This window comes from Acidimicrobiales bacterium (assembly GCA_022452145.1).
Taxonomy (GTDB): domain Bacteria; phylum Actinomycetota; class Acidimicrobiia; order Acidimicrobiales; family MedAcidi-G1; genus UBA9410.
In genome coordinates, this window is record JAKURY010000002.1 from 26677 (window position 1) to 49013 (window position 22337).

22 protein-coding genes are annotated in these 22337 nt (G+C 68.7%); 20 read left to right on the forward strand and 2 right to left on the reverse strand.

Translation table 11 applies throughout. The annotated features are described in order from the left end of the window. Window positions 1-3: 3 nt before the first annotated feature. Both MK177_00310 and MK177_00315 read right to left on the reverse strand, forming a co-directional pair. The gene (locus MK177_00310; protein ID MCH2425762.1) at window positions 4-1296 is read right to left on the reverse strand and encodes a geranylgeranyl reductase family protein; all 1293 of its coding nucleotides are present in this window, start codon (window positions 1294-1296) and stop codon (window positions 4-6) included. 52 nt (window positions 1297-1348) lie between these two features. Beyond that, complete coding sequence (locus MK177_00315; protein MCH2425763.1) at window positions 1349-2110, reverse strand: c-type cytochrome; 762 nt, start codon at window positions 2108-2110, stop codon at window positions 1349-1351. A 383-nt stretch (window positions 2111-2493) separates the two neighbouring features. Here MK177_00315 and MK177_00320 point away from each other — a divergent pair, with 383 nt between their 5' ends. Genes MK177_00320 through MK177_00415 form a run of 20 tightly spaced genes read left to right on the forward strand, consistent with a single transcriptional unit; the run spans window position 2494 to window position 22336 of the window. Beyond that, entirely contained in the window at window positions 2494-2937 is a 444-nt protein-coding gene (locus MK177_00320; protein MCH2425764.1) for a hypothetical protein, read from the forward strand. Next, window positions 2934-3350: a 4Fe-4S binding protein gene (locus MK177_00325; GenBank protein MCH2425765.1), complete on the forward strand. Its 417-nt coding sequence runs from the start codon at window positions 2934-2936 to the stop codon at window positions 3348-3350. The genes MK177_00320 and MK177_00325 overlap by 4 nt, the downstream gene beginning before the upstream one ends. A 48-nt stretch (window positions 3351-3398) precedes the next feature. After that, window positions 3399-4163 (forward strand): cytochrome b N-terminal domain-containing protein, encoded by a 765-nt coding sequence (locus MK177_00330; protein MCH2425766.1) that lies wholly within the window; start codon window positions 3399-3401, stop codon window positions 4161-4163. Window positions 4164-4178: 15 nt separating this feature from the next. Further along, window positions 4179-4937, forward strand: a complete 759-nt coding sequence (locus tag MK177_00335; GenBank protein MCH2425767.1) for a menaquinol-cytochrome c reductase cytochrome b subunit — start codon at window positions 4179-4181, stop codon at window positions 4935-4937. A 56-nt stretch (window positions 4938-4993) separates the two neighbouring features. Then, entirely contained in the window at window positions 4994-5866 is an 873-nt protein-coding gene (locus MK177_00340) for a Rieske 2Fe-2S domain-containing protein (GenBank protein ID MCH2425768.1), read from the forward strand. 33 nt (window positions 5867-5899) lie between these two features. Continuing rightward, the gene (locus MK177_00345; GenBank protein MCH2425769.1) at window positions 5900-7096 is read left to right on the forward strand and encodes a c-type cytochrome; all 1197 of its coding nucleotides are present in this window, start codon (window positions 5900-5902) and stop codon (window positions 7094-7096) included. Further along, window positions 7096-8106 (forward strand): hypothetical protein, encoded by a 1011-nt coding sequence (locus tag MK177_00350; protein MCH2425770.1) that lies wholly within the window; start codon window positions 7096-7098, stop codon window positions 8104-8106. The genes MK177_00345 and MK177_00350 overlap by 1 nt, the downstream gene beginning before the upstream one ends. A 20-nt stretch (window positions 8107-8126) precedes the next feature. Then, window positions 8127-8642 (forward strand): NADH-quinone oxidoreductase subunit A, encoded by a 516-nt coding sequence (locus MK177_00355; protein MCH2425771.1) that lies wholly within the window; start codon window positions 8127-8129, stop codon window positions 8640-8642. A gap of 38 nt (window positions 8643-8680) precedes the next feature. Then, the gene (locus MK177_00360; protein MCH2425772.1) at window positions 8681-9244 is read left to right on the forward strand and encodes an NADH-quinone oxidoreductase subunit B; all 564 of its coding nucleotides are present in this window, start codon (window positions 8681-8683) and stop codon (window positions 9242-9244) included. Then, on the forward strand, window positions 9241-9795 hold the full coding sequence (locus tag MK177_00365; protein ID MCH2425773.1) for an NADH-quinone oxidoreductase subunit C: 555 nt from the start codon (window positions 9241-9243) through the stop codon (window positions 9793-9795). Before MK177_00360 ends, MK177_00365 begins: the two co-directional genes overlap by 4 nt. A 5-nt stretch (window positions 9796-9800) precedes the next feature. Further along, the gene (locus tag MK177_00370; GenBank protein MCH2425774.1) at window positions 9801-11144 is read left to right on the forward strand and encodes an NADH-quinone oxidoreductase subunit D; all 1344 of its coding nucleotides are present in this window, start codon (window positions 9801-9803) and stop codon (window positions 11142-11144) included. Continuing rightward, window positions 11141-11788, forward strand: a complete 648-nt coding sequence (locus tag MK177_00375) for an NAD(P)H-dependent oxidoreductase subunit E (GenBank protein ID MCH2425775.1) — start codon at window positions 11141-11143, stop codon at window positions 11786-11788. The genes MK177_00370 and MK177_00375 overlap by 4 nt, the downstream gene beginning before the upstream one ends. 2 nt (window positions 11789-11790) lie before the next feature. Further along, entirely contained in the window at window positions 11791-13209 is a 1419-nt protein-coding gene (nuoF, locus tag MK177_00380; GenBank protein ID MCH2425776.1) for an NADH-quinone oxidoreductase subunit NuoF, read from the forward strand. Next, the gene (gene nuoG, locus MK177_00385; protein ID MCH2425777.1) at window positions 13206-15701 is read left to right on the forward strand and encodes an NADH-quinone oxidoreductase subunit NuoG; all 2496 of its coding nucleotides are present in this window, start codon (window positions 13206-13208) and stop codon (window positions 15699-15701) included. Before nuoF ends, nuoG begins: the two co-directional genes overlap by 4 nt. A gap of 5 nt (window positions 15702-15706) precedes the next feature. After that, window positions 15707-16927 carry an NADH-quinone oxidoreductase subunit NuoH gene (gene nuoH / locus MK177_00390; GenBank protein ID MCH2425778.1) on the forward strand — a complete coding sequence of 407 codons (1221 nt, stop codon included), beginning with the start codon at window positions 15707-15709 and terminating at the stop codon, window positions 16925-16927. Beyond that, window positions 16927-17547 carry an NADH-quinone oxidoreductase subunit NuoI gene (gene nuoI, locus MK177_00395; protein ID MCH2425779.1) on the forward strand — a complete coding sequence of 207 codons (621 nt, stop codon included), beginning with the start codon at window positions 16927-16929 and terminating at the stop codon, window positions 17545-17547. The genes nuoH and nuoI overlap by 1 nt, the downstream gene beginning before the upstream one ends. Then, on the forward strand, window positions 17547-18209 hold the full coding sequence (locus tag MK177_00400) for an NADH-quinone oxidoreductase subunit J (protein ID MCH2425780.1): 663 nt from the start codon (window positions 17547-17549) through the stop codon (window positions 18207-18209). Before nuoI ends, MK177_00400 begins: the two co-directional genes overlap by 1 nt. Continuing rightward, on the forward strand, window positions 18209-18514 hold the full coding sequence (gene nuoK, locus MK177_00405) for an NADH-quinone oxidoreductase subunit NuoK (protein MCH2425781.1): 306 nt from the start codon (window positions 18209-18211) through the stop codon (window positions 18512-18514). The genes MK177_00400 and nuoK overlap by 1 nt, the downstream gene beginning before the upstream one ends. Window positions 18515-18518: 4 nt before the next feature. Then, window positions 18519-20705 (forward strand): NADH-quinone oxidoreductase subunit L, encoded by a 2187-nt coding sequence (gene nuoL / locus MK177_00410; protein ID MCH2425782.1) that lies wholly within the window; start codon window positions 18519-18521, stop codon window positions 20703-20705. Continuing rightward, window positions 20705-22336 carry an NADH-quinone oxidoreductase subunit M gene (locus MK177_00415; protein MCH2425783.1) on the forward strand — a complete coding sequence of 544 codons (1632 nt, stop codon included), beginning with the start codon at window positions 20705-20707 and terminating at the stop codon, window positions 22334-22336. Before nuoL ends, MK177_00415 begins: the two co-directional genes overlap by 1 nt. Window position 22337: the final 1 nt, after the last annotated feature.

A 22337-nucleotide genomic window follows, 5' to 3' on the forward strand; every position in this document is an offset into this window, starting at 1 on the left:
GGCTCAGGAGGCGACAAGGCGGTCGGGGACCAGGCGGACCATGCCGGAGATCGCCGAGTAGGCCGCCTCGGCGGCGCCCCGGTCCTCGTCCCTCATGAGGTTGGCCATCACCCGGAGCGCCCACTCCATGAGGGGTTGGGACCGCATGCCGACCCGGGTCAACTCCCGGATCAAGGTCGGGTTGCCGATCACCTTCGCGAACAGGCGGGCCACCTTGAAGTAGAGGCCGTACTCCTCGTTCAGCAGGTCGGGGTAGCGGGCCAGCACGGCGTCGTCGCAGCGTGCGGCTGCCTCTGCGATGAGGCCGGCGGCCAGGCGACCGGTCTCGTAGGCGTAGTCGATGCCCTCGCCGTTGAACGGGTTCACGGCGCCGGCGGCATCGCCCACCACCAGCCAGTTGGGTCCGGCCTTGGGCCCGACGGAACCTGCCATGGGCAGGCGGCCACCGGTCGGCGGGGCGGTTGGTCGGGTCGGATCTATCTGCCAGTGCTCGGGCAGCGTGTGGGCGAACTCCTCGAATAGGTGGCTGGTGTTGACCGACCTGTAGTCACGAAAGGTCGAAAGCAGCCCGATGCCCACGTTGACGGTCCCGTTGCCGACCGGGAAGATCCAGCCGTACCCGGGCATGGCGTTGCCGTTCCGGTCGCGGACGTCCAGCGACGACTCGATCCAGGGGTCGTCGTGGAGGGGGCTCTCGAAGTAGCCGCGGATGGCCATGCCCATCGGGTAGGTGCGGTCCCGCACCGTGCCCATCGCACGACCGAAGCGGGAGTTGGCTCCGTCGGCCACCACGACGTGGCGGGCCCGCAGGTCGTGTTCGGTCCCGCTGGCCTTGTCGAGCACGACGGCCCCGCCGATGGCGCCGGCCGCCGAACCAGCTGGGGGGTCCACAGGCCGGACCGCCTCGGTGCCCTGCAGCAGGGTGGCGCCTGCGCCCACGGCGTGGTCGGCCACGAAGCCGTCGAGGTCGCAGCGCCGCACCACGTACCCGTACGAGGGATAGACGGGGTGGTCGGGCCAGGCCATCTCCATGGTGCGGCCGTGGGCGATGGCCCGCAGCCCCTCGAAGCGGTGGTACCCCTCCAGGGCGGGGCCGAGCCCCATCTCCTCCAGCTCGTGGACAGCCCGCGGCGGCAGGCCGTCACCACAGGTCTTGTCGCGCGGGAAGGTCTTGCGTTCGACGACGACGGTGTCGAGGCCGTGGGTGGCGGCCCAGTAGGCGGTGGCCGCCCCGGCCGGGCCTCCGCCGATGACCAGGAGGTCGTGGACCCTCTCTCCTGGGGACGTGTCGGTCATCGTTACGGCCGGGAGAAGGGGAGTTCCGGTCGGCCCCGCCGGGGCCGATGGATCAGTGCCCGCCGTCGGTGGCGACGGAGTCCAGCAGGACCTGGATCTCGTCGACGGTGACCGTCGCCGGATCTAGGTGGCCATGCAGGTCGAGCTCGCCACCGTGGACGGCGTCGTCGATGGCTTCGGCCAACTCGGCGTCCTCGGCCGAGCCACTTAGTCGGACACGCTCGTGGAGGACCACGCCGATCAACTCCTCGGCGGTGAGGACGTCGCCCCAGGCAGGCATGCCGCCCTCGACGATGCGGCCCCGGCCAGGAGCGCCGTAGGAGTTGCCGAGGCCGACGCCGTCGGATCCGGTGGCCACCCACATGATGTGGGCCGCCGCGGTCGGGAAGGTGGCCAGCACCTCGCCGTCGGCTAGGGCATAACCACTGCCGCCCCCACCGGTGGTGCCGTGGCAACTGGCGCAACGGACCTCGTAGGCGTGGCTTCCAGCGGCGAGGACACCGGTGGCCTCCTGTGGTGGCCGCTCGAGGGTGCCCACGTACGAGATGGCCCAGATCGGGAGCAGCAGGAGGGTGCCGGCCGCCCACCACGGGATCTTCCCACGGGACTGCGCCGCTGCCACGTAGGCGGCGATGGGGGTAGGTGGCGCCTCGACCACCGGCGCCGGGTTGGCGGGAACGGTCGCCTCCGGGATGGCCGGGGTGGCCGGAGCGGTGGCGGTCGTATCGTCGGTACCGGTGTCCGCCGCTTCGCCGGCCGCCTTGGCCTTGGCAGCCTTGGCCCGCTTCAGGAGGTGTTCGGGGATCTCGGTCAACGTGGGCTCCGGAGGAGTCAGGCGGGTCCGTAGGCTGTGGCGACGGGACCCTCGGACCTACGGCTGTCCGGTCTAGGACACCGGCAGGCTAGCGGGCACTGAAGGTCGGCGGGCGCCCGTCGGACCAGATGGCCAGCCGTGACAACGCCTTCCCGGGAGCGGTTCCCAAGGGGGGCGATCGGGCTCGTACGCAGGCGTTTGGTTCTGCCAGCGCCCTGGTAGACACCTGCACCGGGATCGCCACCAGGACCGTCCATTCGGGTCTCCAGATCGGGCCAGCATGACGATGATCAAGTCGTTAGCATGGTGCACGTACACTTTGTGCACCGTTTCACGAAGTCCACTGAAGCCACCGAGGAGGGCAGGGATCGATGGTTGCGTTCGTGACCTCACTCCTCGTCATGGTGCTCCTCGTCGGTGGTGCCGACTGGTACCGCAAGCGCACCCCAGTGGACAAGGCGTTCACGTGGGGCGAGGCGATGCTCTTCGCCGGCTACGTGTTCTTCATCTTCTGGTGGGGCTACGGCGTGGTGCCCCACCAGTGGCTGACCTGGGCGGACAGCGAGCTGAACTGGCGACGCGACCGCTTCCTGATGGGCCCGCAGCTCCCCTGGACCGGTGACCGGGGCATCGTCGAGTGGGGCCTTCCGTTCACCATGACCTACCAGGTCATCCGCGACCTGGTAGCCGTCGGCATCTACGGCGTCGTCCTGGGCGGCAACGTCGTCATGTGGCGGCAGTGGCAGAACCGCGGCCAGGAGCAGAACGCTCCCAGGCCCACGTCGGAGTACGGGCGTCCGCTGGTCACCGAAGGGGTCGGCTCGTGAGCATCACCGACGCCAACCCGGAACATCCGACGTTCGTCGACGACTACGTGCTCCGCGAGGTCGACGCCGACTGGATGGCGGCCAACAACCGGGTCAAGCAGTTCATCCACATCGACCAGGCCGAGTGCATCATGTGCGAGGGCTGCGTCGACATATGCCCGTGGAAGTGCATCCACATGGTCTCCCCGGCTGCCGTGGCCGAGTCGATCGGTACCGAGCAGCCCGGCACCGACCCCAGCGACCACGTCATCTTCACCATCGACGACGACGTCTGCACCCGGTGCGCCCTGTGCGTCGACCGGTGTCCCACGGGCGTGATAATCCTCGGGAAGTGCAGCGATCCGCCGGCTGACGGCGACGCACACCAGCGGACCAACACCCACGGCTACGGCTACGGGATGCGGTTGGGCTAGGCGGGACGATGAACGCAGGAACGATGGCCTCACAGGAGAACGAACGCCGTGGCTGACGACAAGAAGTCGGGTGGTCTGAGCCAGATGTCGGAACAGGTCCAGGCCTCCCAGGCCTGGAGCTCGATATTCCGGCCGGGTTCGATCTTCAGGAAGGGCTACAGCGACAGCCCCCGGAACCGGTCGTACGTGATCATGAACAGCGTGCTGTACCACCTCCATCCGGTGAAGGTGAAGCGCCACGCGGTGAAGGTCAGCTACACCCTCTGCCTGGGTGGTCTGAGCTTCTTCCTGTTCATACACCTCACGGTCACCGGCATCTTCCTGATGTTCTTCTACCGGCCGACCGCCGCGCAGGCCTGGAATGACATCCAGACCCTGCAGACCGCCGTCGGATTCGGCCTGCTGGTCAGGAACATGCACAGGTGGGCGGCCCACCTCATGGTGCTGTCCGTCTTCCTGCACATGGCACGGGTCTTCTACCACGGGGCCTACAAGCCGCCCCGTGAGTTCAACTGGGTAATCGGCGTGATGCTGCTGCAGTTCACCCTGCTGTTGTCGTTCACCGGCTACCTCCTCCCCTGGGACCAGCTGGCCCTCTGGGCGGTGACGGTGGGAACGAACATGATGGGCTTCACACCGGTGTTTGGTGAACAGGTCCGGTTCGTCCTGCTCGGAGGCGTCGAGATCGGCACCGACACCCTGCTCCGCTGGTACACCCTCCACGTCCTGATGCTCCCATTCGTGCTTGTCATCTTCCTGGCTATCCACTTCTGGCGGGTCCGCAAGGACGGTGGCATCTCCGGGCCGTTGTAGGCCGAGGGCGGACGCATGACCGAGATTCCGGAACACCTCAGGAAGCGGGCCGAGGCCGCCAAGGCCAAGGCGCAGGCCGCCGCGGGCGGCACTACGCCGGACGACGACTCACCGGCGCCCGACGCTCCGGCCGGCACCGTTCCGTCGGGCGACGACAAGATCCCCAGCCACCTCCTGGATCGCGGCACCGCGGCCGCAGACCAGCCGGTGCCCACGGCCGGCACACTGGTACCGGCGGCTGGCGGCCTGGCGGCCCCGGCCGGCAGCAGCGGCCCGGACGGCCACAACCAGCGCCTGCTGACCGTGGTCAAGTCGGGCTCCATCCAGGACACCAGGGCCACCCCGGTCGACAAGGTCCACGTGTGGCCCCACCTCCTGCTGGTCGAGTTCCTTGCGGCTCTGGCCGTCACGCTGTTCACGTTGCTGTTCGCGATATTCGTGAACGCCCCGCTGCTGGAGCTGGCCGACTTCAACAAGACGCCGAACCCCTCCAAGGCGCCGTGGTACTTCCTGGGCCTCCAGGAGCTGCTCACCATGTTCCACCCGATGGTGGCCGGGGTGACCATCCCCGGCATCGGGCTGTTCCTGCTGATCCTGGCGCCCTACATCGACAAGAACCCATCGAGGCGTCCTGAGGACCGCAAGTTCGCCATCTCGTTGATGACCATCCACCTCATGTTCTGGTCGGTGCTGGTCATGATCGGGTCCTTCTTCCGGGGTCCCGGCTTCAACTTCGTCTTCCCGTGGAATGCCGGCCTCTTCTTCGAACTGTGATCGCCATGGACCTCCGTACCCGACGCGCCTTCCCGATGGACCACAGGAGCTGACCCGTGGGCATCGTGATCGCGGTCATCCTCCTGATCGTCCTCTCCGTGGTCGTGCTGGTCGGCGCCTCGAAGCGGCGTGATCGCAGCGCGGCCGGCCTGTCGCGCGAGGCCCGTCGACGCGACGCCGCCAACCCGGCACTCTCCGACGGAGCCGCCACGGTCCAGACCGGCCGTGAGGTCGAGGCGGCCGCGGTGACCGCCCGGGCCGGCACCGCCGTGGTGCCCGTACCGTCGGCACCTCCGGAGCCGTTCGTCGCCCCCGACCCGGTGGCCGTGGGCGTCAGCCGCCGCCAGTTCTTCAATCGCAGCCTCGTCGGCATGATGGGCTTCGGCCTCTCGGGCTTCGGCGGGGCCAGCATCGCCTTCCTCTGGCCCCAGGGGGTCAGCGGATTCGGCGCCAAGCTCAAGGTCGGCAACCTCGTCGAGTTGCTGGCCGACATCGAGTCGAACAACGGCTTCCTCTACAAGCCCGAAGGCCGCATGTGGCTCACCGCCTACCCGAACGGGTCGGTTGAGAAGGCCCGGGCCATGTACTCAGCACCCGAACTGGCCGGCATGACGGCGGGGGTCGAGGGCGGCTTCGACTCGGGCATCGTCGCCCTCTACCAGAAGTGTCCCCACCTCGGCTGCCGGGTTCCGAACTGCGTGTCCTCGCAGTGGTTCGAATGCCCGTGCCACGGCTCGAAGTACAACCAGGTCGGCGAGAAGCGTGGTGGCCCGGCCCCCCGGGGGATGGACCGCTTCGCCATGTCGGTCACCGACGGCGTGCTGACCGTGGACACCGGGACCATCATCCAGGGTCCGCCGATCGGTACGAACACCACCGGCCAGGAGGCCGAGGGTCCGAACTGCATCGGCCAGGCCGCCGACCACTAGCAGGCCCGTGGCCAGGAGAACCCCGAGAACCCGATGACCGCTCTCATCCTCGCAAGCACCCAACGGACCGTGGGCTGGGTCATCGCGTCCATAGTCCTGGTGGGCATGGGTACCTACATCCTGTTCAGCTTCCGCATCGGGAAGCGGGAGGTGGGTTCCGAGATTGAACTGGCACCCAATCGCATCGCCCACGCCGACGACGACGAGTTGGAGACCAGCTTCCTGGACCGGAACCTGGCCTGGTCGCTGGTGACCCTGACCATCGTCTCGCTGATCCTTCCGCTCTACTGGCTGATGGAGCCCGCCCGCCAGGACAACGCCGCCTACGACTGGGTGAAGCGCTTCGAGAAGCGCGGGGCGAAGAACTTCGAGGAGGCCTGCGTCGGCTGCCACGGCCCTGGTGGCGTGGGAGGCGTGGCGTCGTACACGATCACGGATGCCGACGGTGGCTTCGTCGCCCAGGTGGAGTGGAAGGCGCCGGCTCTGACCACCGTGCTGAGCCGCTTCGACGAGTCCGAGGTGGGGAAAATCCTCGACTACGGCCGCCCCGGTACGCCGATGCCGGCATGGGGCCTGCCCGGTGGTGGACCGTTGACGGAGCAGCAGATCCACCAGCTCATCGTGTACCTCCGCTCCATCCAGCTCAGCCCCGACGAGGTGGCGGACGAGGTGCTCAGCGGCCTGCGAGCCGGTGCCAGGGGCATCGTCAGGGCGAACGACCCCGGGCTGACCGACAGCGCCGAGGTGGACGCTGCGATCGATGCCTGGCTGGCCGGCGCCGCCGATCCCGCCAGCGCCGACTACCGGACCTACGGCGGACTCCTCTTCAACAACCCGGCGGCGCAGGGCGCCAACTCCTGCGCCCGCTGCCACACCCCGGGATTCTCGTACGGAGCCTCCGGCGACGAGGCCACGGCCGAGCTGATGGCCGAGTGGCCCCGTCTGGCCGAGGCCGGCGTCCTCACCGGCTACCAGCCGGGAGCGGGCCACGTGGGCCCGAGCCTCCGGGGCATCGAGACGCACTTCCCGACGTCCAGAGGCCACGAGGGCTTCGTGGGGAGTGGTTCGGAGATCGGCAGCGGCTTTGGCAACTCCCGCTCCGGCACGGGAGGCATGCCGGGCTTCGGAGGGCGCACCGACGAGCTGGACGTGATCGGAACCGTGGTATGGAGCCGGATCCTCACCCCTGAACAGATCGTCGCCATCGTGGCGTACGAGAGGAGCCTCTGATGGGCACCCTGGTCACCCTGGCCGGGTTGGCCTGGGACCCCGAGATCCGGGGCATCCTGGTCGTGGCCACCGGCTTCGCCGTCCTCCTCGGCTCGGTCTGGCTGGTCAACGTCACCAACTCCGGGATCCGACTGGCCACGCTGATGTCCGCGGCGGCCCTCATGGGTTGGATGGCCATCCTGGGGAGCGCCTGGTGGATGTACGGCTCGGGCTGGAAGGGCGATGACCCCACCTGGAAGACGATGGACATCAACGTCGGCGACCTGGGGGCCAGCGGCCTCGAGTTGGCCCGACTGCTGCCAAACCCCGACGAGATGCCGAGTGCCTATGAGCTGGTGGTGTCCTCCGGTGACGTGGTGGCCGTCGCCAACTTCGACACGTTGCCTACCGCCGCCGAGAACCCCGACCTCGGCGCCGACGCGTTGGCCGAGCTACGGGCTGATCGCCAGATTCGCAACGAGACCATCACCCGGTCCGAGTTGGCCGCCGTCGCCCGCGGCGTGACCGACGCGGCGGGTCTCCGGGCCCTCGGACCGTGGCGCCTGCTGGCGACCACCGAATCCGGAGACGCCCAGGCCCAGGCGTCGGCTGACGTGCTGGCCCATCCCGACCTGGGCTTCGCCAGTCCGGCCGATTACAAGTTGCTCGACGCTTACACCACGGGTGGCAAGCCGGCCCTAAAGGACGATCCGAACCGCCTCGATCGGATCACCCACTGGATCAGCAGCTCGGTCAGGATCACCCATCCCACGCGGTACACGGTCGTGCAGTTGCAGGCCGTGCTCCACCAGGAGGTGGCGGCGGGCGTGGCACCCCCACGCCCGGTCGTGGACCCCGACGAGCCGGTGGTGTCGGTGGTCATGATCCGGGACCTCGGCTGGGTGCGGCTCCGTCCGGCGCTGGTGACGATCGGCTCGTTCCTGATCTTCCTCGCTCTCTGCTACTGGCTCCACGTGCGTGACAAGGAGTTGATGGCACGGCGTGAGGAGTTCGAGACCGCGAGGGCCTGATCCGGTGACTGAATCCCTGGTTGCCTGCGAAGTTCGGGGTACCTGACGTGCTCGGCCAGTACCTACCCATCGTCCTCCTGCTGTTCCTCACCGTCCTCTTCGCTGCTGTCAGCTTCGTGGTGTCGCGCCTGCTGGCGCCACGGAGTCCCAACGACCGCAAGGCCGCCCCCTACGAGTGCGGGATCATTCCCGGCCGGGAGACGCCCGAGCGCTTCCCCGTGCGCTTCTTTCTCGTCGCGATGATCTTCATCGTCTTCGATATCGAGATCATCTTCTTCTACCCGTGGGCCATCGCCCACCGGGGCATCGGCCTCTACGGGCTGGTCGCCGTGCTGATCTTCTCGGCAGCGGTCTTCGAGTCATTCGTGTACCTGATCGGCAACGGTGCGCTCGAATGGGGCCCGGTGAGGCGGCTCCGCACCGGCGACGCCGTGTCGGCCAACCGGACCGCCAGCAGCACGATCCGTCGAGTTGGCGTACGTGAGGTGGGCCTGGAGGGTCGTCGGGTGGGCGGCAGCAGGGGAGAGGCAGCCTGATGGTCCGTGTCCCGGTGATCGGTGACGTCTCACACGTCATGAGCGACGGCCTCGAAGGGTTGGAGCACAACTTCGTGACGGCCCGGATCGAGGACCTGGTGAAGTGGTCGCGGGCCCGCAGTTGCTGGCCGGCCACGTTCGGCCTGGCCTGCTGCGCCCTCGAGATGATGGCGACCGGAGCGGCCCACTACGACCTCGCCCGCTACGGCATGGAGGTCTTCCGTGCCTCGCCCCGCCAGGCCGACCTGATGATCGTCGCTGGCCGGGTCTCCCAGAAGATGGCTCCGATCCTGCGCCAGATCTACGACCAGATGATGGAGCCCAAGTGGGTCATCTCCATGGGCGTCTGCGCATCCACCGGCGGCATGTTCAACAACTACGCCATCGTGCAGGGTGTCGACCAGGTAGTGCCGGTGGACGTCTACGCGCCCGGCTGTCCGCCCGGCCCGGAGACGTTGATGCACGCGATCCTGACCCTGCACGACAACATCCAGAACGGTGAGCTGACCCGCCGCCGTCAGGCCTTTGACGGGGGCGCGGCGATAGCGGTGGGCGAAAAGGGCGCTCCGACCGACCAGCCGGTGGAGCTGGACGCCCGATGAGCGGCCCGACCATGGCCGGAGCGGACGTGGCCGACACCGTCGGTACGGAGGACGTCGCCGTGACACCGGTCGGTCCGACCGCCTGGGGGGTTCCGGTGACCGAGGCATTCGGCCAGACCGTCCTGCACCCGCCGGTCGACCGCTGGCTGGAGACGGTGGCCGCCTGTCGCGACGACGGCTACGTCATGGCCATCGACGTGACCGCCGTGGACTATTCGGCCCACCCGGGCCGTACCGACCTCCCCGAGAGCGTGGAGCCCGAACGGTTCGAGGTGGTTGCCATGCTCATCTCGCACGCCACCGGAGAACGGGTACGGCTGCGGACCCAGGTGCCAGAGTCCGATCCCGTCGTGCCTTCGCTGTTCGATCTGTTCCCTGGGACCGAGGCCATGGAACGCGAGGCGTGGGACCTGGTCGGCGTGGCCTTCAGCGGCCACCCCGACCCCACGAGGATCCTCATGCCAGAGGACTGGGAGGGCCATCCCCTGCGTCGTGACGTGGCCATCGGTCGGATCCCGGTCCAGTTCAGGGAAGCCCCGCCCGCACGATGAGGGACATGGCCAAGCAGGCGACCGACGCCGTCGACGACGGACCGGCGGATGACGGGGGCGGGAACCTCGGCTCGGCCGAGCGCGTGCACCGCCGCGACGACAGCAGCGCCGTGCTCCGCCTGAGCGAGGCCGAGGCAGCCGTGCTGGTCGGCGATCCCGACGATCCGCCGACCGGTGACGTCGCCGACCAGCGGATGATCCTCAACATGGGTCCCGCTCACCCGTCCACGCACGGGGTGCTCCGGCTCATGCTGGAGATGGAGGGCGAGACGATCCTGCGGTCCAAGCCGGTCATCGGCTACCTCCACACAGGCATGGAGAAGACGGCCGAGGACCTCACCTACCTCCAGGGACCCACCAACGTCACCCGCATGGACTACGCGGCGCCGCTCTTCTCGGAGCTGGCCTTCTGCATGGCCGTCGAACAGCTCCTGGACCTCGAGGTGCCGCCCAGGGCCACCTGGATCCGGATGCTCATGTGCGAGTTGAACCGTGTCTCCTCCCACCTGCTGTTCCAGGCCACCAACGGCATGGACCTGGGCGCCGTGTCCATGATGATCTACGGCTGGCGGGAACGCGAGGAGGTGCTGCGCTTCTTCGAGAACGTGACCGGCCTTCGGATGAACCACAACTACATCCGACCGGGTGGCGTGGCCGCCGATCTCCCGGACGGTTGGCAGGCCGACGTGGAGCGCCTGCTGGAGCTGATCCCGCCCCGCCTCGACGAGTACGACACGCTGCTGACCGGCCAGCCCATCTTCCGGGGCCGCCTGCAGGGCGTAGGTGTGCTGACCCCGGCCGAGGCCCTGGCCCTGTCGGCCACCGGACCCATCCTGCGGTCCACCGGCTACGCCTGGGACCTGCGACGCGACCAGCCCTACCTGGCCTACGAGGAGGTCGACTTCGACGTCATCGTGGGGACCCACGGCGACTCCTTCGACCGCTACGCCATCCGCCTCAACGAGATCCGGGAATCGCTGCGGATCGTCGAGCAGATTCTGGACCTCATGCCCGCCGGGGACTACCGGGTGCAGGACAAGAAGGTCACCCCGCCGCCCCGGGCCCGCATCGACGAGTCGATGGAGGCCCTCATCCACCACTTCAAGATCTTCACCGAGGGCTTCCACGTACCCGAGGGCGAGACGTATGCCGCCGTGGAGTCGCCGCGGGGCGAGCTGGGCTGCTACCTGGTGTCGGACGGTGGCCCCAAGCCCTACCGCATGCACATACGCGGCCCCAGCTTCGTGAACCTCCAGACCCTTCCCCACCTGATGGAGGGTGGCCTGATCGCCGACGGCGTGGCCGTCATCTCCTCGGTGGATCCAATCATGGGCGAGGTCGACCGGTGACGTTCTTCGACCCCGGCAACGAGCGGCTGGCCCGTGAGGTCATCGCCCGCTACCCGCGTCCCCGGTCGGCTGCCATTCCGCTGCTCCACCTGGCCCAGGAGCAGGAGGGGTGGGTCACCCCGGCGGCGATGGTCCAGATAGCGGAGCTGACCGGGACCACGCCTGCCGAGGTGCTCGGTACGGCCAGCTTCTACGAGATGTTCAAGTTCCACGCGGTGGGGAAGTACGTCGTCAACGTCTGCACCAACGTGTCCTGCCAGCTCCTGGGCGGCGAGGAGCTGCTCCACCACGCCGAGGCCAGCCTCGGCGTGAGGGCCGGTGGGACCAGCGATGACGGCCTCTTCACCGTGGAGGACGTGGAGTGCGTGGCTGCTTGCACGGAGGCACCGTGCTTCACCGTGAACTACCGGTATTTCCACCGGGCCACGACCGAGACCTTCGACGAGGTGGTGGCCGACATCAGGGCCGGCCGCAGCCCCATCGGTCGGGGTGCTGCCGGCGATGACGGGGAACTGCCGGAGCACGGCATCCTCGGGCGGGTCCGCCAGCACATACCGGACGACCGACGGGCGGGTACGACGCCTCCCGAGCAGGTGACCGGCCCCCCGGCATGGTTGGCCGCCGACCGGGCCGGGGAGGGGTGACGATGGGGTCCTCCTACGTCACCCACGCCGCGGGCTACGTCGACTACGGCGGGCCGAAGCTGGTCACCTCGCGCTTCGGCTTCGAGGACTCCCACACCCTCGCTCGTTTCGAGGCCACTGGCGGCTACGTCGGGCTGAGGGCCGCGCTGGACATGCGACCCCCAGAGGTTCATGGCGAGGTCCGCGACGCCACCCTGCTGGGTCGTGGTGGCGCCGGCTTCCCGGCCGGCGTCAAGTGGGGGTTCTGTCCCGAGGGCGTCTGGCCGCGGTACCTGGTGGTCAACGGCGACGAGAGCGAGCCCGGCACCTACAAGGACCGGCTCCTCATGGAACGCGACCCCCACCAGCTCATCGAGGGCTGCCTGATCGCCTGCTACGCGCTCGGCCTGTCGCAGTGCTTCCTGTACGTGCGTGGCGAGATGGCCCTGGCACAGGAGAGGATCGCCATCGCCCTGAACGCCGCCTATGCCGCCGGCTACGTGGGCCGCGACATCCTGGGAACCGACTTCTCGGTGGACATCGTCCTGCACTGGGGGGCAGGCGCCTACATCGTCGGCGAGGAGACGGCCCTCATCGAGAGCCTCGAGGGCAACCGGGGAATGCCCCGCCTGAAGCCGCCCTACTTCCCGGCGGCGATCGGCCTGTACGGAATGCCGACCATCGTCAACAACGTCGAGACGCTGGCCAACCTGCCGTGGATCCTCGAGCACGGTGCCGCGGCCTATCGCCGGCACGGGTCCGAGACCTCTCCGGGGACCCGGATGTTCGCCGTGTCGGGCCACGTGAATCGGCCGGGCGTCTACGAGGTGGAACAGGGTGTCACCACGTTCCGCGACCTCTTCTATGGCGACGACTACTGCCAGGGCATCCGCGAGGGCCACGAGCTCAAGATGTTCATCCCCGGTGGCGGTTCCGCCCCGTGGTTCTTCCAGGAGCACCTGGACGTGGCGCTGGAGGCGACCGAGATCAGTGCCGCCGGATCGATGCTGGGCTCGGGAGCCATCATCGTCATGGACGACAGCACCGACGCCGTGAAGGCTTGCCACCGCCTCGTCCGGTTCTTCGCCAGGGAGTCCTGTGGCAAGTGCTCGCCGTGCCGCGAGGGCACGGGCTGGGAGGAGAAGATCCTCCAGCGGATCCTGGACGGCCACGGCCGCCCGTCGGACATCGACCTGCTGCTGGACGTGGGCGACAACATCAGCCCCGGGCCGTACCCGGTGGCGGCGTACGACGCCGAGGGCCTGGCGGCCGTGCCGTTCCCGCCCCAGCAGACCACCATCTGCCCGCTGGGCCCTTCGTCGGTGGCGCCGATCGTCTCGACGATCCGGAGGTTCCGCCACGAGTTTGAGGCCAGGATCACCAGGGGCGACGGCATCCCTGTTGCCGCCGCGCCGGCCAACGGCGGGGGGGCGGAGGCGTGAGCCCGCAGTCGAACGGGGACCAGGTGTCGATCATGGTCGACGGCGAGACGATCATCGCCCACCCGGGGGAACTTCTCATAGACGCGTGCGAGCGCGCCGGCACCTACATACCGCGCTTCTGTCACCACACCCGGATGAGGCCCGTGGGTATGTGCCGCATGTGCCTGGTCGACGTCGACACCGGCCGGGGTCCAGCGCTCCAGGCGTCGTGCATGCTGGAGTGCTCGCCCGGCATGGTCGTCGACACCGAATCGGAGCGGACCCGCAAGGCCCAGGACGGCGTGCTGGAGTTCCTGCTCATCAACCACCCGTTGGACTGCCCGGTCTGCGACAAGGGCGGCGAGTGCCCACTCCAGGACCAGACCATGGCGTTCGGTCCCGGCGAGAGCCGGTTCGTCGAGGAGAAGCGCCACTTCGAGAAGCCCATTCGGGTGAACGACAACGTCTACCTGGACAGGGAACGGTGCATCCTGTGCGACCGTTGCACACGGTTCGCCGACGAGGTGGCAGGCGACCAGCTGATCCATTTCATGTCCAGGGGGGGCCAGACCCAGGTCAACACGTTCCCCGAGATGCCCTTCTCGTCGTACTTCAGTGGCAACACAGTCCAGGTCTGTCCGGTCGGTGCCCTCACGGCGGTGCCCTACCGGTTCAAGGCCCGCCCGTGGGACCTCGAGGAGGTGGAGTCGACCAGCACCCTGGACAGCGTCGGCAGCCGGATCTCCGTGCAGTCGTCGCGCGACCGGGTCCTGCGGTTCCAGGGCGTGGATGCCGATGCCGTCAACTGGGGCTGGCTGTCCGACAAGGAACGGTTCGTCTTCGAGGCCTACGACCACGAGGACCGCCTCTCCACGCCCCTGCTCCGGGGCGATGCCCTCGGCAACCGGAGCCGTGACGGCAGGGACCTGGTGGCCGCAACGTGGAGCGAGGCCCTCACCCTCGCCGCCGATGCCCTGGGTGCTGCGCCTGCAGACCGGATCGCCGTGGTGGGTGGCGCCCGGTTCACGAACGAGTCCCAGTACGCCTGGGCCAAGCTGGCCAAGGGCGTGCTGGGGACCGACCACGTGGACGCCCAGTTGGGCGATGGCCTGCCCGCCGACGTGATCCTCGGACTGCCCCGCACCACCATCGACCGAGCCTGCACCCCCGGTGGCACCATCGTCCTGCTCGGGCCGGATCCCAAAGAGGAGCTCGGCGCCCTCTACCTGCGCCTGCGCCACGCCGTGGTCCACGACGACGCCACTCTGATAGAGCTCACCCCCCGCCGCACCGGGCTGACGGACCACGCCGCCCACTCGCTGCGGGTGCTACCCGGCGGGGCCGCCGACGTCGTGGCGGCCATGTTCGGCACGGGATCCCCGTCCGCTCGGGGCGGCAAGTCGGCCGAGGCGCTCGCCACCGCCGGGGCGATGCTGACAGCCGCGACCGGTCCTGTGACCGTGCTGCTGGGTCGTCCTTCGCTGGCCGAGGCCGCGGGGCCGGTGGTCGACGCCGCCCTGGCCCTCCACGACCACCTGCCGGACGCCCGCTTCCTCTCGCTGCTGCGGAGGGGCAACGTGCATGGTGCCATGGACATGGGCCTGGCCCCGGGTCTGCTCCCGGGCCGGGCCACGCTGGCTGCCGCTGACCGGTTCGTGCATGCCTGGCCCGGCGTTCCCGCCGACCGGGGGCGCGACACCCTGGCGACCCTGCAGGCCGCGGCCGACGGCGAGGTCGACGTGCTGGTCCTACTGGGCGCCGACGTGCTGGCCGACGTCCCGGACAGCGACCTGGCCCGCAGGGCGCTGGACGGCGCCGGCACGGTGGTGGCCGTCGACCTCTTCGCTACGGCGACCGTGGCCCGGGCCGACGTGGTGCTGCCGGCCGCCGGACCCACCGAGGTCGATGGCACATTCACCAACCTGGAGGGTCGTGTGAGCCGGGTGGTCCGGAAGGTCACCTCGCCCGGGACGTCGCGCCCTGACTGGATGATCGCCGTGGACCTGGCCGACCGCCTCGGTGTGGACCTCGGCATCACGTCGGTCGACGACGTGTGGGCTGAGTTGGCCGGCGTTTCGGCCGTCCACGCCCACATCTCCTCCGAGGTCCTGGCAGCCGGCTCCACCGAGGGCGTCCTGGTGACCGGTGGCCTTGACCTGGTCCGACCGGTGGTCACCGCCGTTCCGACCCGCGGGCCCTCTGCACTGCGCCTGGTTGCCACCCGCGCGATGTACGACACCGGCGTGCTGGTCGCCCACAGCCCTTCGCTCTCCGGCCTGGCCCCGGGTACCAGGGCCGCGCTGGGGCCCACCGACATGGCCCACTGCGGCGTCGTCGACGGCCAGGAGGTCGACATCGTCGGCCCGAAGGGAACTCTCCGGATTCCAGTCGTCGCCGATCCCGGCGTTGCCCCCGGAGCGGTGCACCTCTTCGTGAACCAGTCGGGAATCGACGTGTCCGGTCTGGTCGACGCCGGGTCCCCGGTCACCGACGTGCGGGTGGTCGGGCGGTGAACCCCGTGACGCTCCCGGTCCCGCTGGTCCTGGCCGCCGACCCCCTGCTGGACGGCGCGATCGGGTTCGGCATCGTCTGCATCGTGCTGGTCAAGGTGGTGGTGGCCTTCACCCTGCTGCTCATATCGGTGATGCTCATGGTCTGGTTCGAGCGCAAGCTGTTGGCCGATATGCATAACCGGATCGGTCCGGCGGTGGCCGGCCCGTTCGGCATCCTCCAGACGCTGGCCGACGGCATCAAGCTATTCTTCAAGGAGGACCTGGTCCCTGACAGGGCCGACCGGGTGGTGTTCAAGCTGGCGCCGTACCTGTCGCTGGTTCCGGCGTTCCTGGTGTTCGCCATCGTGCCCATCGGAGGCGACTTCACCGGCGACGGCACGGTCACCTGGTTCGGCGAGCGTACCTACCTCCAGGTGGCCGATCCGCCTGTCGGCGTCCTGTTCTTCCTCGCCCTGTCGTCCGTCGCCGTCTACGGCGTGATGCTGGCCGGCTGGTCCTCCGGATCCAAGTATCCGCTGCTGGGATCGGTCCGGGCCTCGGCCCAGATGATCAGCTACGAGGCGGCCCTCGGATTGGCCATCGCGACGGTCTTCCTGACCTCGGGTTCACTGTCCACGCACGAGATCGTGGCCCGCCAGGTCTCCGGCAGTTGGAACGTGCTGGCAACCGGGGTGGTGCCCTTCCTGGTGTTCCTGATAGCAGGGACCGCGGAGTTGAACCGTCCGCCGTTCGACCTGGTCGAGGCCGAACAGGAGCTGGTCGGTGGCTTCCACACCGAGTACAGCTCGCTGCGGTTCTCCCTGTTCTTCCTGGCCGAGTTCATGAACGTGATCACCATGTCGGCAATAGCCGTGACCCTCTTCCTGGGCGGGCCGGCGGGCCCGGTCCTGACCGACACCCTGGGCTGGGTGTGGCCGGTGTTCTGGTTCAGCCTGAAAGTGTTCGCCTTCCTCTTCTGCTTCGTGTGGCTACGGGCCACGCTGCCCCGCTTCCGCTACGACCAACTCATGGACCTGGGCTGGAAGGTCCTCATCCCGGTTGCCCTCGGCTGGTTCCTGCTGATCGCCACCATGAACGTGGCCGACGACCTGGGCTGGCCGGTCCTTCCGGTCGTGCTGGTCGGCGTGGCGGTGCTGGCCTGTGCCGCGGCCCTGTTGACCGGCGCAATCGAGAAGGCCCGGTCCGACCGCCTGGCCGAGTTCGCCGACGAGGAGGCGGAGGTCTGATGGGGTACTTCCGCGGCTTCGCCGTGACGTTCCACAAGCTGTTCGAGAAGCGGGTCACCACGTCGTACCCGCGCCAGAAGCGGGCCAAGCCGGCCCGACTCCACGGTCGCCACGTGCTGAACCGGTACGAGGACGGCATGGAGAAGTGCATCGGCTGCGAGTTGTGCGCCGGCGTGTGCCCTGCCAGCTGCATCTACGTCCGGGGGGCCGACAACCCGGACGACGCACCGGTCTCACCCGGCGAGCGCTACGGCTTCGTCTACGAGATCAACTACCTGCGCTGCATCCACTGCGACCTGTGCGTGGAGGCCTGCCCGACCGAGGCCATCACCGAGTCCAAGCTGTTCGAGTTCTCCTTCACCAACCGGTCGGACGCCATCTACACCAGGGCGGAGTTGCTGGTCGATGCCGAGACCGGCCGCCCGCAGCGTCTCCCGTGGGAGGACTGGCGTGACGGTGAGGACGAGATGACGTCGGCCTGGATGCGGGCAACCTCGTCCAGTGGCGACGCCACCTACTCGGGGCGGGTGGCGTGGTCAGGCGAGCTGGGCTACGGCGTCCGGCCACCCGAGGTTGGTCAGTCCGGGGACGGCGACGCGACCGATGGGGAGTCCGCCTGATGGACGCCGCCGTCTTCCTGATCAGCGCCGCCATCGTCCTGTGCGGCGCCGGTGGCGTGCTGGTGGCCCGCAACCCGGTCCACGCAGCCCTGTTTCTCGTCCAGACCCTGTTCGGCGTCGCCGTGCTCTTCGTGCTCCAGGACGCCACCTTCCTGGCTGCCGTCCAGATCATCGTCTACGCCGGCGCCGTGGTCATCCTCTTCCTGTTCGTGATCATGCTGCTGGGCGTGGACCGGGCCGAGGACCTCGGCGTGGAGCCGATCGTCGGGCAGCGGCCGGTCGCCGCGGTGGTCGGGGCGTCCCTCCTGGGGCTGCTCCTGACTGCACTGCTGGTCTCCGTCGACGGACCCACCGGTGCCCGGGGCGCCAACGCCCCGCTGGGCGATGCCGGCGACAACACCCGTCGCCTTGGCGAGGCACTGTTCACCGACCACGTCTTCGCCGTGGAGTTGACGGCCATCCTGCTGACGGTGGCCGTGGTCGGCGCCGTGGTGCTGGCGCGTAGGGTCCACGGCCCGCTGGCGCCACTGCCCGTGGTCGTCGTGGCCTCGGTGGTCGACGACCACGCAGACGACGGACCCCCGGACGACGACCCCCCGGATGACGGACCCCGGGACATTGATGGCGTACCCGACGGGGCCGACGGGGGAGCGGACACCTGATGGTGGTAACCACCTCCTGGTACCTGGCTCTGGCAGCGGTCCTCTTCTCGATGGGTGCCGTGGGTCTTCTTGTCCGACGCAACCCGCTGATCATGATCATGTGCGTCGAGTTGATGCTCAACGCCGTCAACCTGACCTTCGTCAGCCTGGGTTCCGACCTCGGAGACCTGGGCGGCCAGCTGTCCGTGTTCTTCGTGCTCGTGGTGGCTGCTTCCGAGGTGGTGGTCGGCCTGGCCGTGATCGTCGCGATCATGCGCCGGCGCCAGGGAGCCACGGCGGACGACCTCTCGGTGTTGCGGGGCTAGGGCGATGGTCGACCTCGTGTGGCTCATCCCGGCGTTCCCGCTGGCCGGGTTCCTGATCCTGACGTTCGGTGGTCGTCGCCTCGGCGAGCCAGGAGCCGGCTGGCTGGCCACCGGCGCCATGGCCGGATCGTTCCTGGCGACCGTCGGCGTGTTCCTAGAGATGTCCGGTCGCGATGGCCACGACCGCCGGTCTGTCACGACCCTGTTCGAGTGGGTGCCGGCCGGTGACCTCACCGTCGACGTCGGGTTCCTGGCCGATCCGTTGTCGCTCACCATGTGCCTGTTCATCACCGGGGTGGGAGCCCTGATCCACCTCTACTCGATCGGCTACATGCACGGTGACGGCGGCTTCCGGCGGTTCTTCGCCTACCTGAACCTGTTCGCCTTCGCCATGCTGATGCTGGTGTTGGGCGACAACCTGCTCATCACCTTCCTGGGCTGGGAGGGCGTGGGCGCCTGCTCCTACCTGCTCATCTCGTTCTGGTTCACAGACGAGGCCAACGCCTCGGCGGGCAAGAAGGCCTTCATAACCAACCGGATCGGCGACTGGGGCTTCATGGTCGCCATATTCATGACCTTCTCCACGTTCGGGTCGATCGCCTACGTGGATGTCCTGGACACCACCGCGACCGGCACGGTGGCCACCTCGACGGCCACGTTCATTGCGGTGATGCTGTTCGTCGGGGCGATCGGCAAGTCGGCCCAGTTCCCGCTCTACCTATGGCTGCCCGATGCGATGGCTGGCCCGACCCCGGTCTCGGCCCTCATCCACGCAGCCACCATGGTCACCTCGGGGATCTACCTGCTGACCCGGGTGAACCCGATCATCGCGGACGCCGCCCACTGGGTCCCGATGCTCATCGCCTGGACGGGTGCTGGCACGGCCCTGTTCGCGGCGACCATCGCGGTAGCCCAGCGGGACATCAAGAAGGTGCTGGCCTACTCGACGATCAGCCAACTCGGGTACATGTTCCTGGCCGTCGGCTGCGGTGCGTACGTGGCGGCTGTGTTCCACATGGTCACCCACGCATTCTTCAAGGCCCTGCTGTTCCTGGGCTCCGGTTCGGTTATCCACGGGATGGACGGGGACCAGGACATGGCCCACTACGGCGGCCTCCGCCGGTTGATGCCGATCACCGCCGGGACGTTCGTGATCGGCTGGCTGGCCATCGCCGGCGTACCGCCGTTCGCCGGCTTCTGGTCCAAGGACGAGATCCTGGCCTTCGCCTGGAATGAGAACCCCCTGCTCTGGCTGGTAGGCCTGGTCACCGCCGTGCTGACCGCCTTCTACATGACCCGGCTGGTCATCCTCACCTTCTTCGGTCGACGGCGGTACGCCGACCCCCGACCGGACGAGGTGGAGGCTGCATGGGCCTCTGCCACGGCCGCCGCCGATGCAGCGGTGGCCGCCGCGTCCGCCGCCGTCGATGCCGCCACGGCGGACGCCGAAGCGCGGGGGGACGACCTGACGGCGCTCGAGGCAGTGGTTGCCGCACGCGACGTCCACGAGCAGGCCGTCGCCGCGCGGGACGGGATCCTGGCCGCCGCCGGGGCGCGTCCCGAGGTGGAGGCCATCGCCCTGGAAGGCGCACCCGACGTCGGACCGGTGGTCGACGGGTTGCCCGAGGCCGTTTCCAGCCGGGCCGACCACCACCCGCACGAATCGCCCTGGACCATGGTCCTGCCACTTGTGGTGCTGGCCGCCCTGTCGGTGCTGGGCGGCCTGGTCCAACTGCCCTTCGCTGCCTCCACCAGGCGGCTGGAGCACTGGCTGGAGCCCACCCTGTTCGGCAACGAGGTCCACCTGTCGCTGCAGGGTGGCACCCTCTGGGTGCTGGCGGTGGTGGCGGTCGCAGGTGGCGCCGTCGGCATCCTGGTGGCCGTCCTCGCCTACCTGAAGCGCCGGGTCGACTACAGGGTCTTCGAGCGGCCCATCCTGGCCGAGGCCTGGCGCCTCGACCGCCGTGTGGCGGACTTCATGGGTGGACCCGGCCGGGTCGGCTTCGAGGCCACCGCCAACTTCGACTCATCTGTGGTCGACGGTGCCGTGAACGGCGTGGCCACGATGGTGAGGTCAGAGGCGGGCCTGCTGCGGCGGTTCCACAACGGCCTGGTCCGCACCTACGCAGCGGGCATCGGAGTGGGAGCGGTGGGCCTGGTCGTCTGGTTCCTGTCCAGGACGTCCTTCTGATGCCCGTGCTCGCTTCTGCCGGCGGCGACACGTTCGCCGTCCTCCCGGCCCTTGTCCTGGTGCCGGCGGTGGGCGCCCTGCTGGTCGCAGTCCTGCCCCGCAGGCGGCCCGAGCTGCTGAAGTTGGTGGCCGTGGCCACCTCGATGGTGGTGGCTGGCATGTCGGCCTGGCTGCTGGTCGCCTTCGACGTCGGCCGCGGGGCCGACATGCAGTTCGTGTTCCGCCAGACCTGGATAGCCGACCTGGGCGTGCAGTGGCTGCTGGCCGTGGACGGGATCTCCCTGTTCCTGGTGGCGCTGACCGGCGTGCTGTTCCCGATTGCCCTGCTGGCCGTCGATCCGGGGCACGACGACCGGGCCTACTTCGCATGGATGCTCCTGTTGGAGGCCGGTGTCATGGGCGTGTTCTGCGCCCTGGACCTGATGCTCTTCTTCCTCTGCTTCGAGGTCGTCCTCGTACCGATGTACTTCCTGATCGGACGGTGGGGCCACGCCAACCGGGCGTACGCGGCGACCAAGTTCTTCCTCTTCACGATGGCCGGCTCGGCCCTGATGCTGGTCGGCATCCTGGCCCTGGCGTTCCTCCACGCCGATGCCACCGGCGGCGGGCTGACCTTCGACCTGGTGGAGCTGGCCGAGGCCCAGAGCCTGGGCACCGCGACGGCCCGTTGGGTGTTCCTGTCCTTCGCCCTGGCGTTCGCGGTGAAGGTGCCGATCTTCCCGCTGCACACCTGGCTCCCGGACGCCCACACCGAGGCCTCTACGGCCGGCTCGGTGATCCTGGCCGGGGTGCTCCTCAAGCTGGGCACCTACGGGTTCCTGAGGTTCGGGCTGTATCTCTTCCCGGAGGCCTCGCACCACTTCGCTCCGGTGTTCCTGACCCTCGGCCTGGTGGGGATCATCTACGGAGCGGTGGTGGCCACGATGCAGCGCGACCTGAAGCGCCTCGTCGCCTACTCGTCGGTGGCCCACCTCGGCTTCATCGTGCTGGGCACCTTCGCCCTGAACACCGAGGGAATCGAGGGCGGCCTGCTCCAGATGGTGAACCACGGCGTCTCCACCGCCGCCCTGTTCCTGCTCGTCGGGATGATCTACGAGCGGCGTCACACCCGCCGGATCGACGAGCTGGGCGGCCTCCAGAAGGCGGCTCCGGTCATGGCGGCGATGTTCACCGTGGTCATGCTGTCCTCGATCGGCCTACCCGGCCTGAACGGCTTCGTCGGGGAGTTCCTGGTGCTGGTGGGCACCTTCAACGCCCACCGTTGGTTGGCCGTGGCGGCTACGGGTGGCGTGATCCTGGCAGCCCTGTACCTGCTCTGGGCCTACCAGCGGGTGTTCCACGGTCCTGCCGATGGCGGTAACGCCGAGATGCGGGACCTCAACCTCCGGGAAGGCCTTGTGATGGCCCCGCTGCTGGCGCTGATCGTGGCCATGGGTATCTACCCGAAGCCGGTCATCGAGAGGATGGAACCGGCGGTCGATGCCCTCGTCGCCCACGTCGAGGCCCATGTCGACGGGTTCCACGAGTCGACCAGCCGGTTCGGTGCCGACATCGCGGTGGACAGCGGTGAAGGCCACGATGCCGATGCCGGAGTTGGCCACGATTCCGATGGCGTCGGAGACGACCACTGAT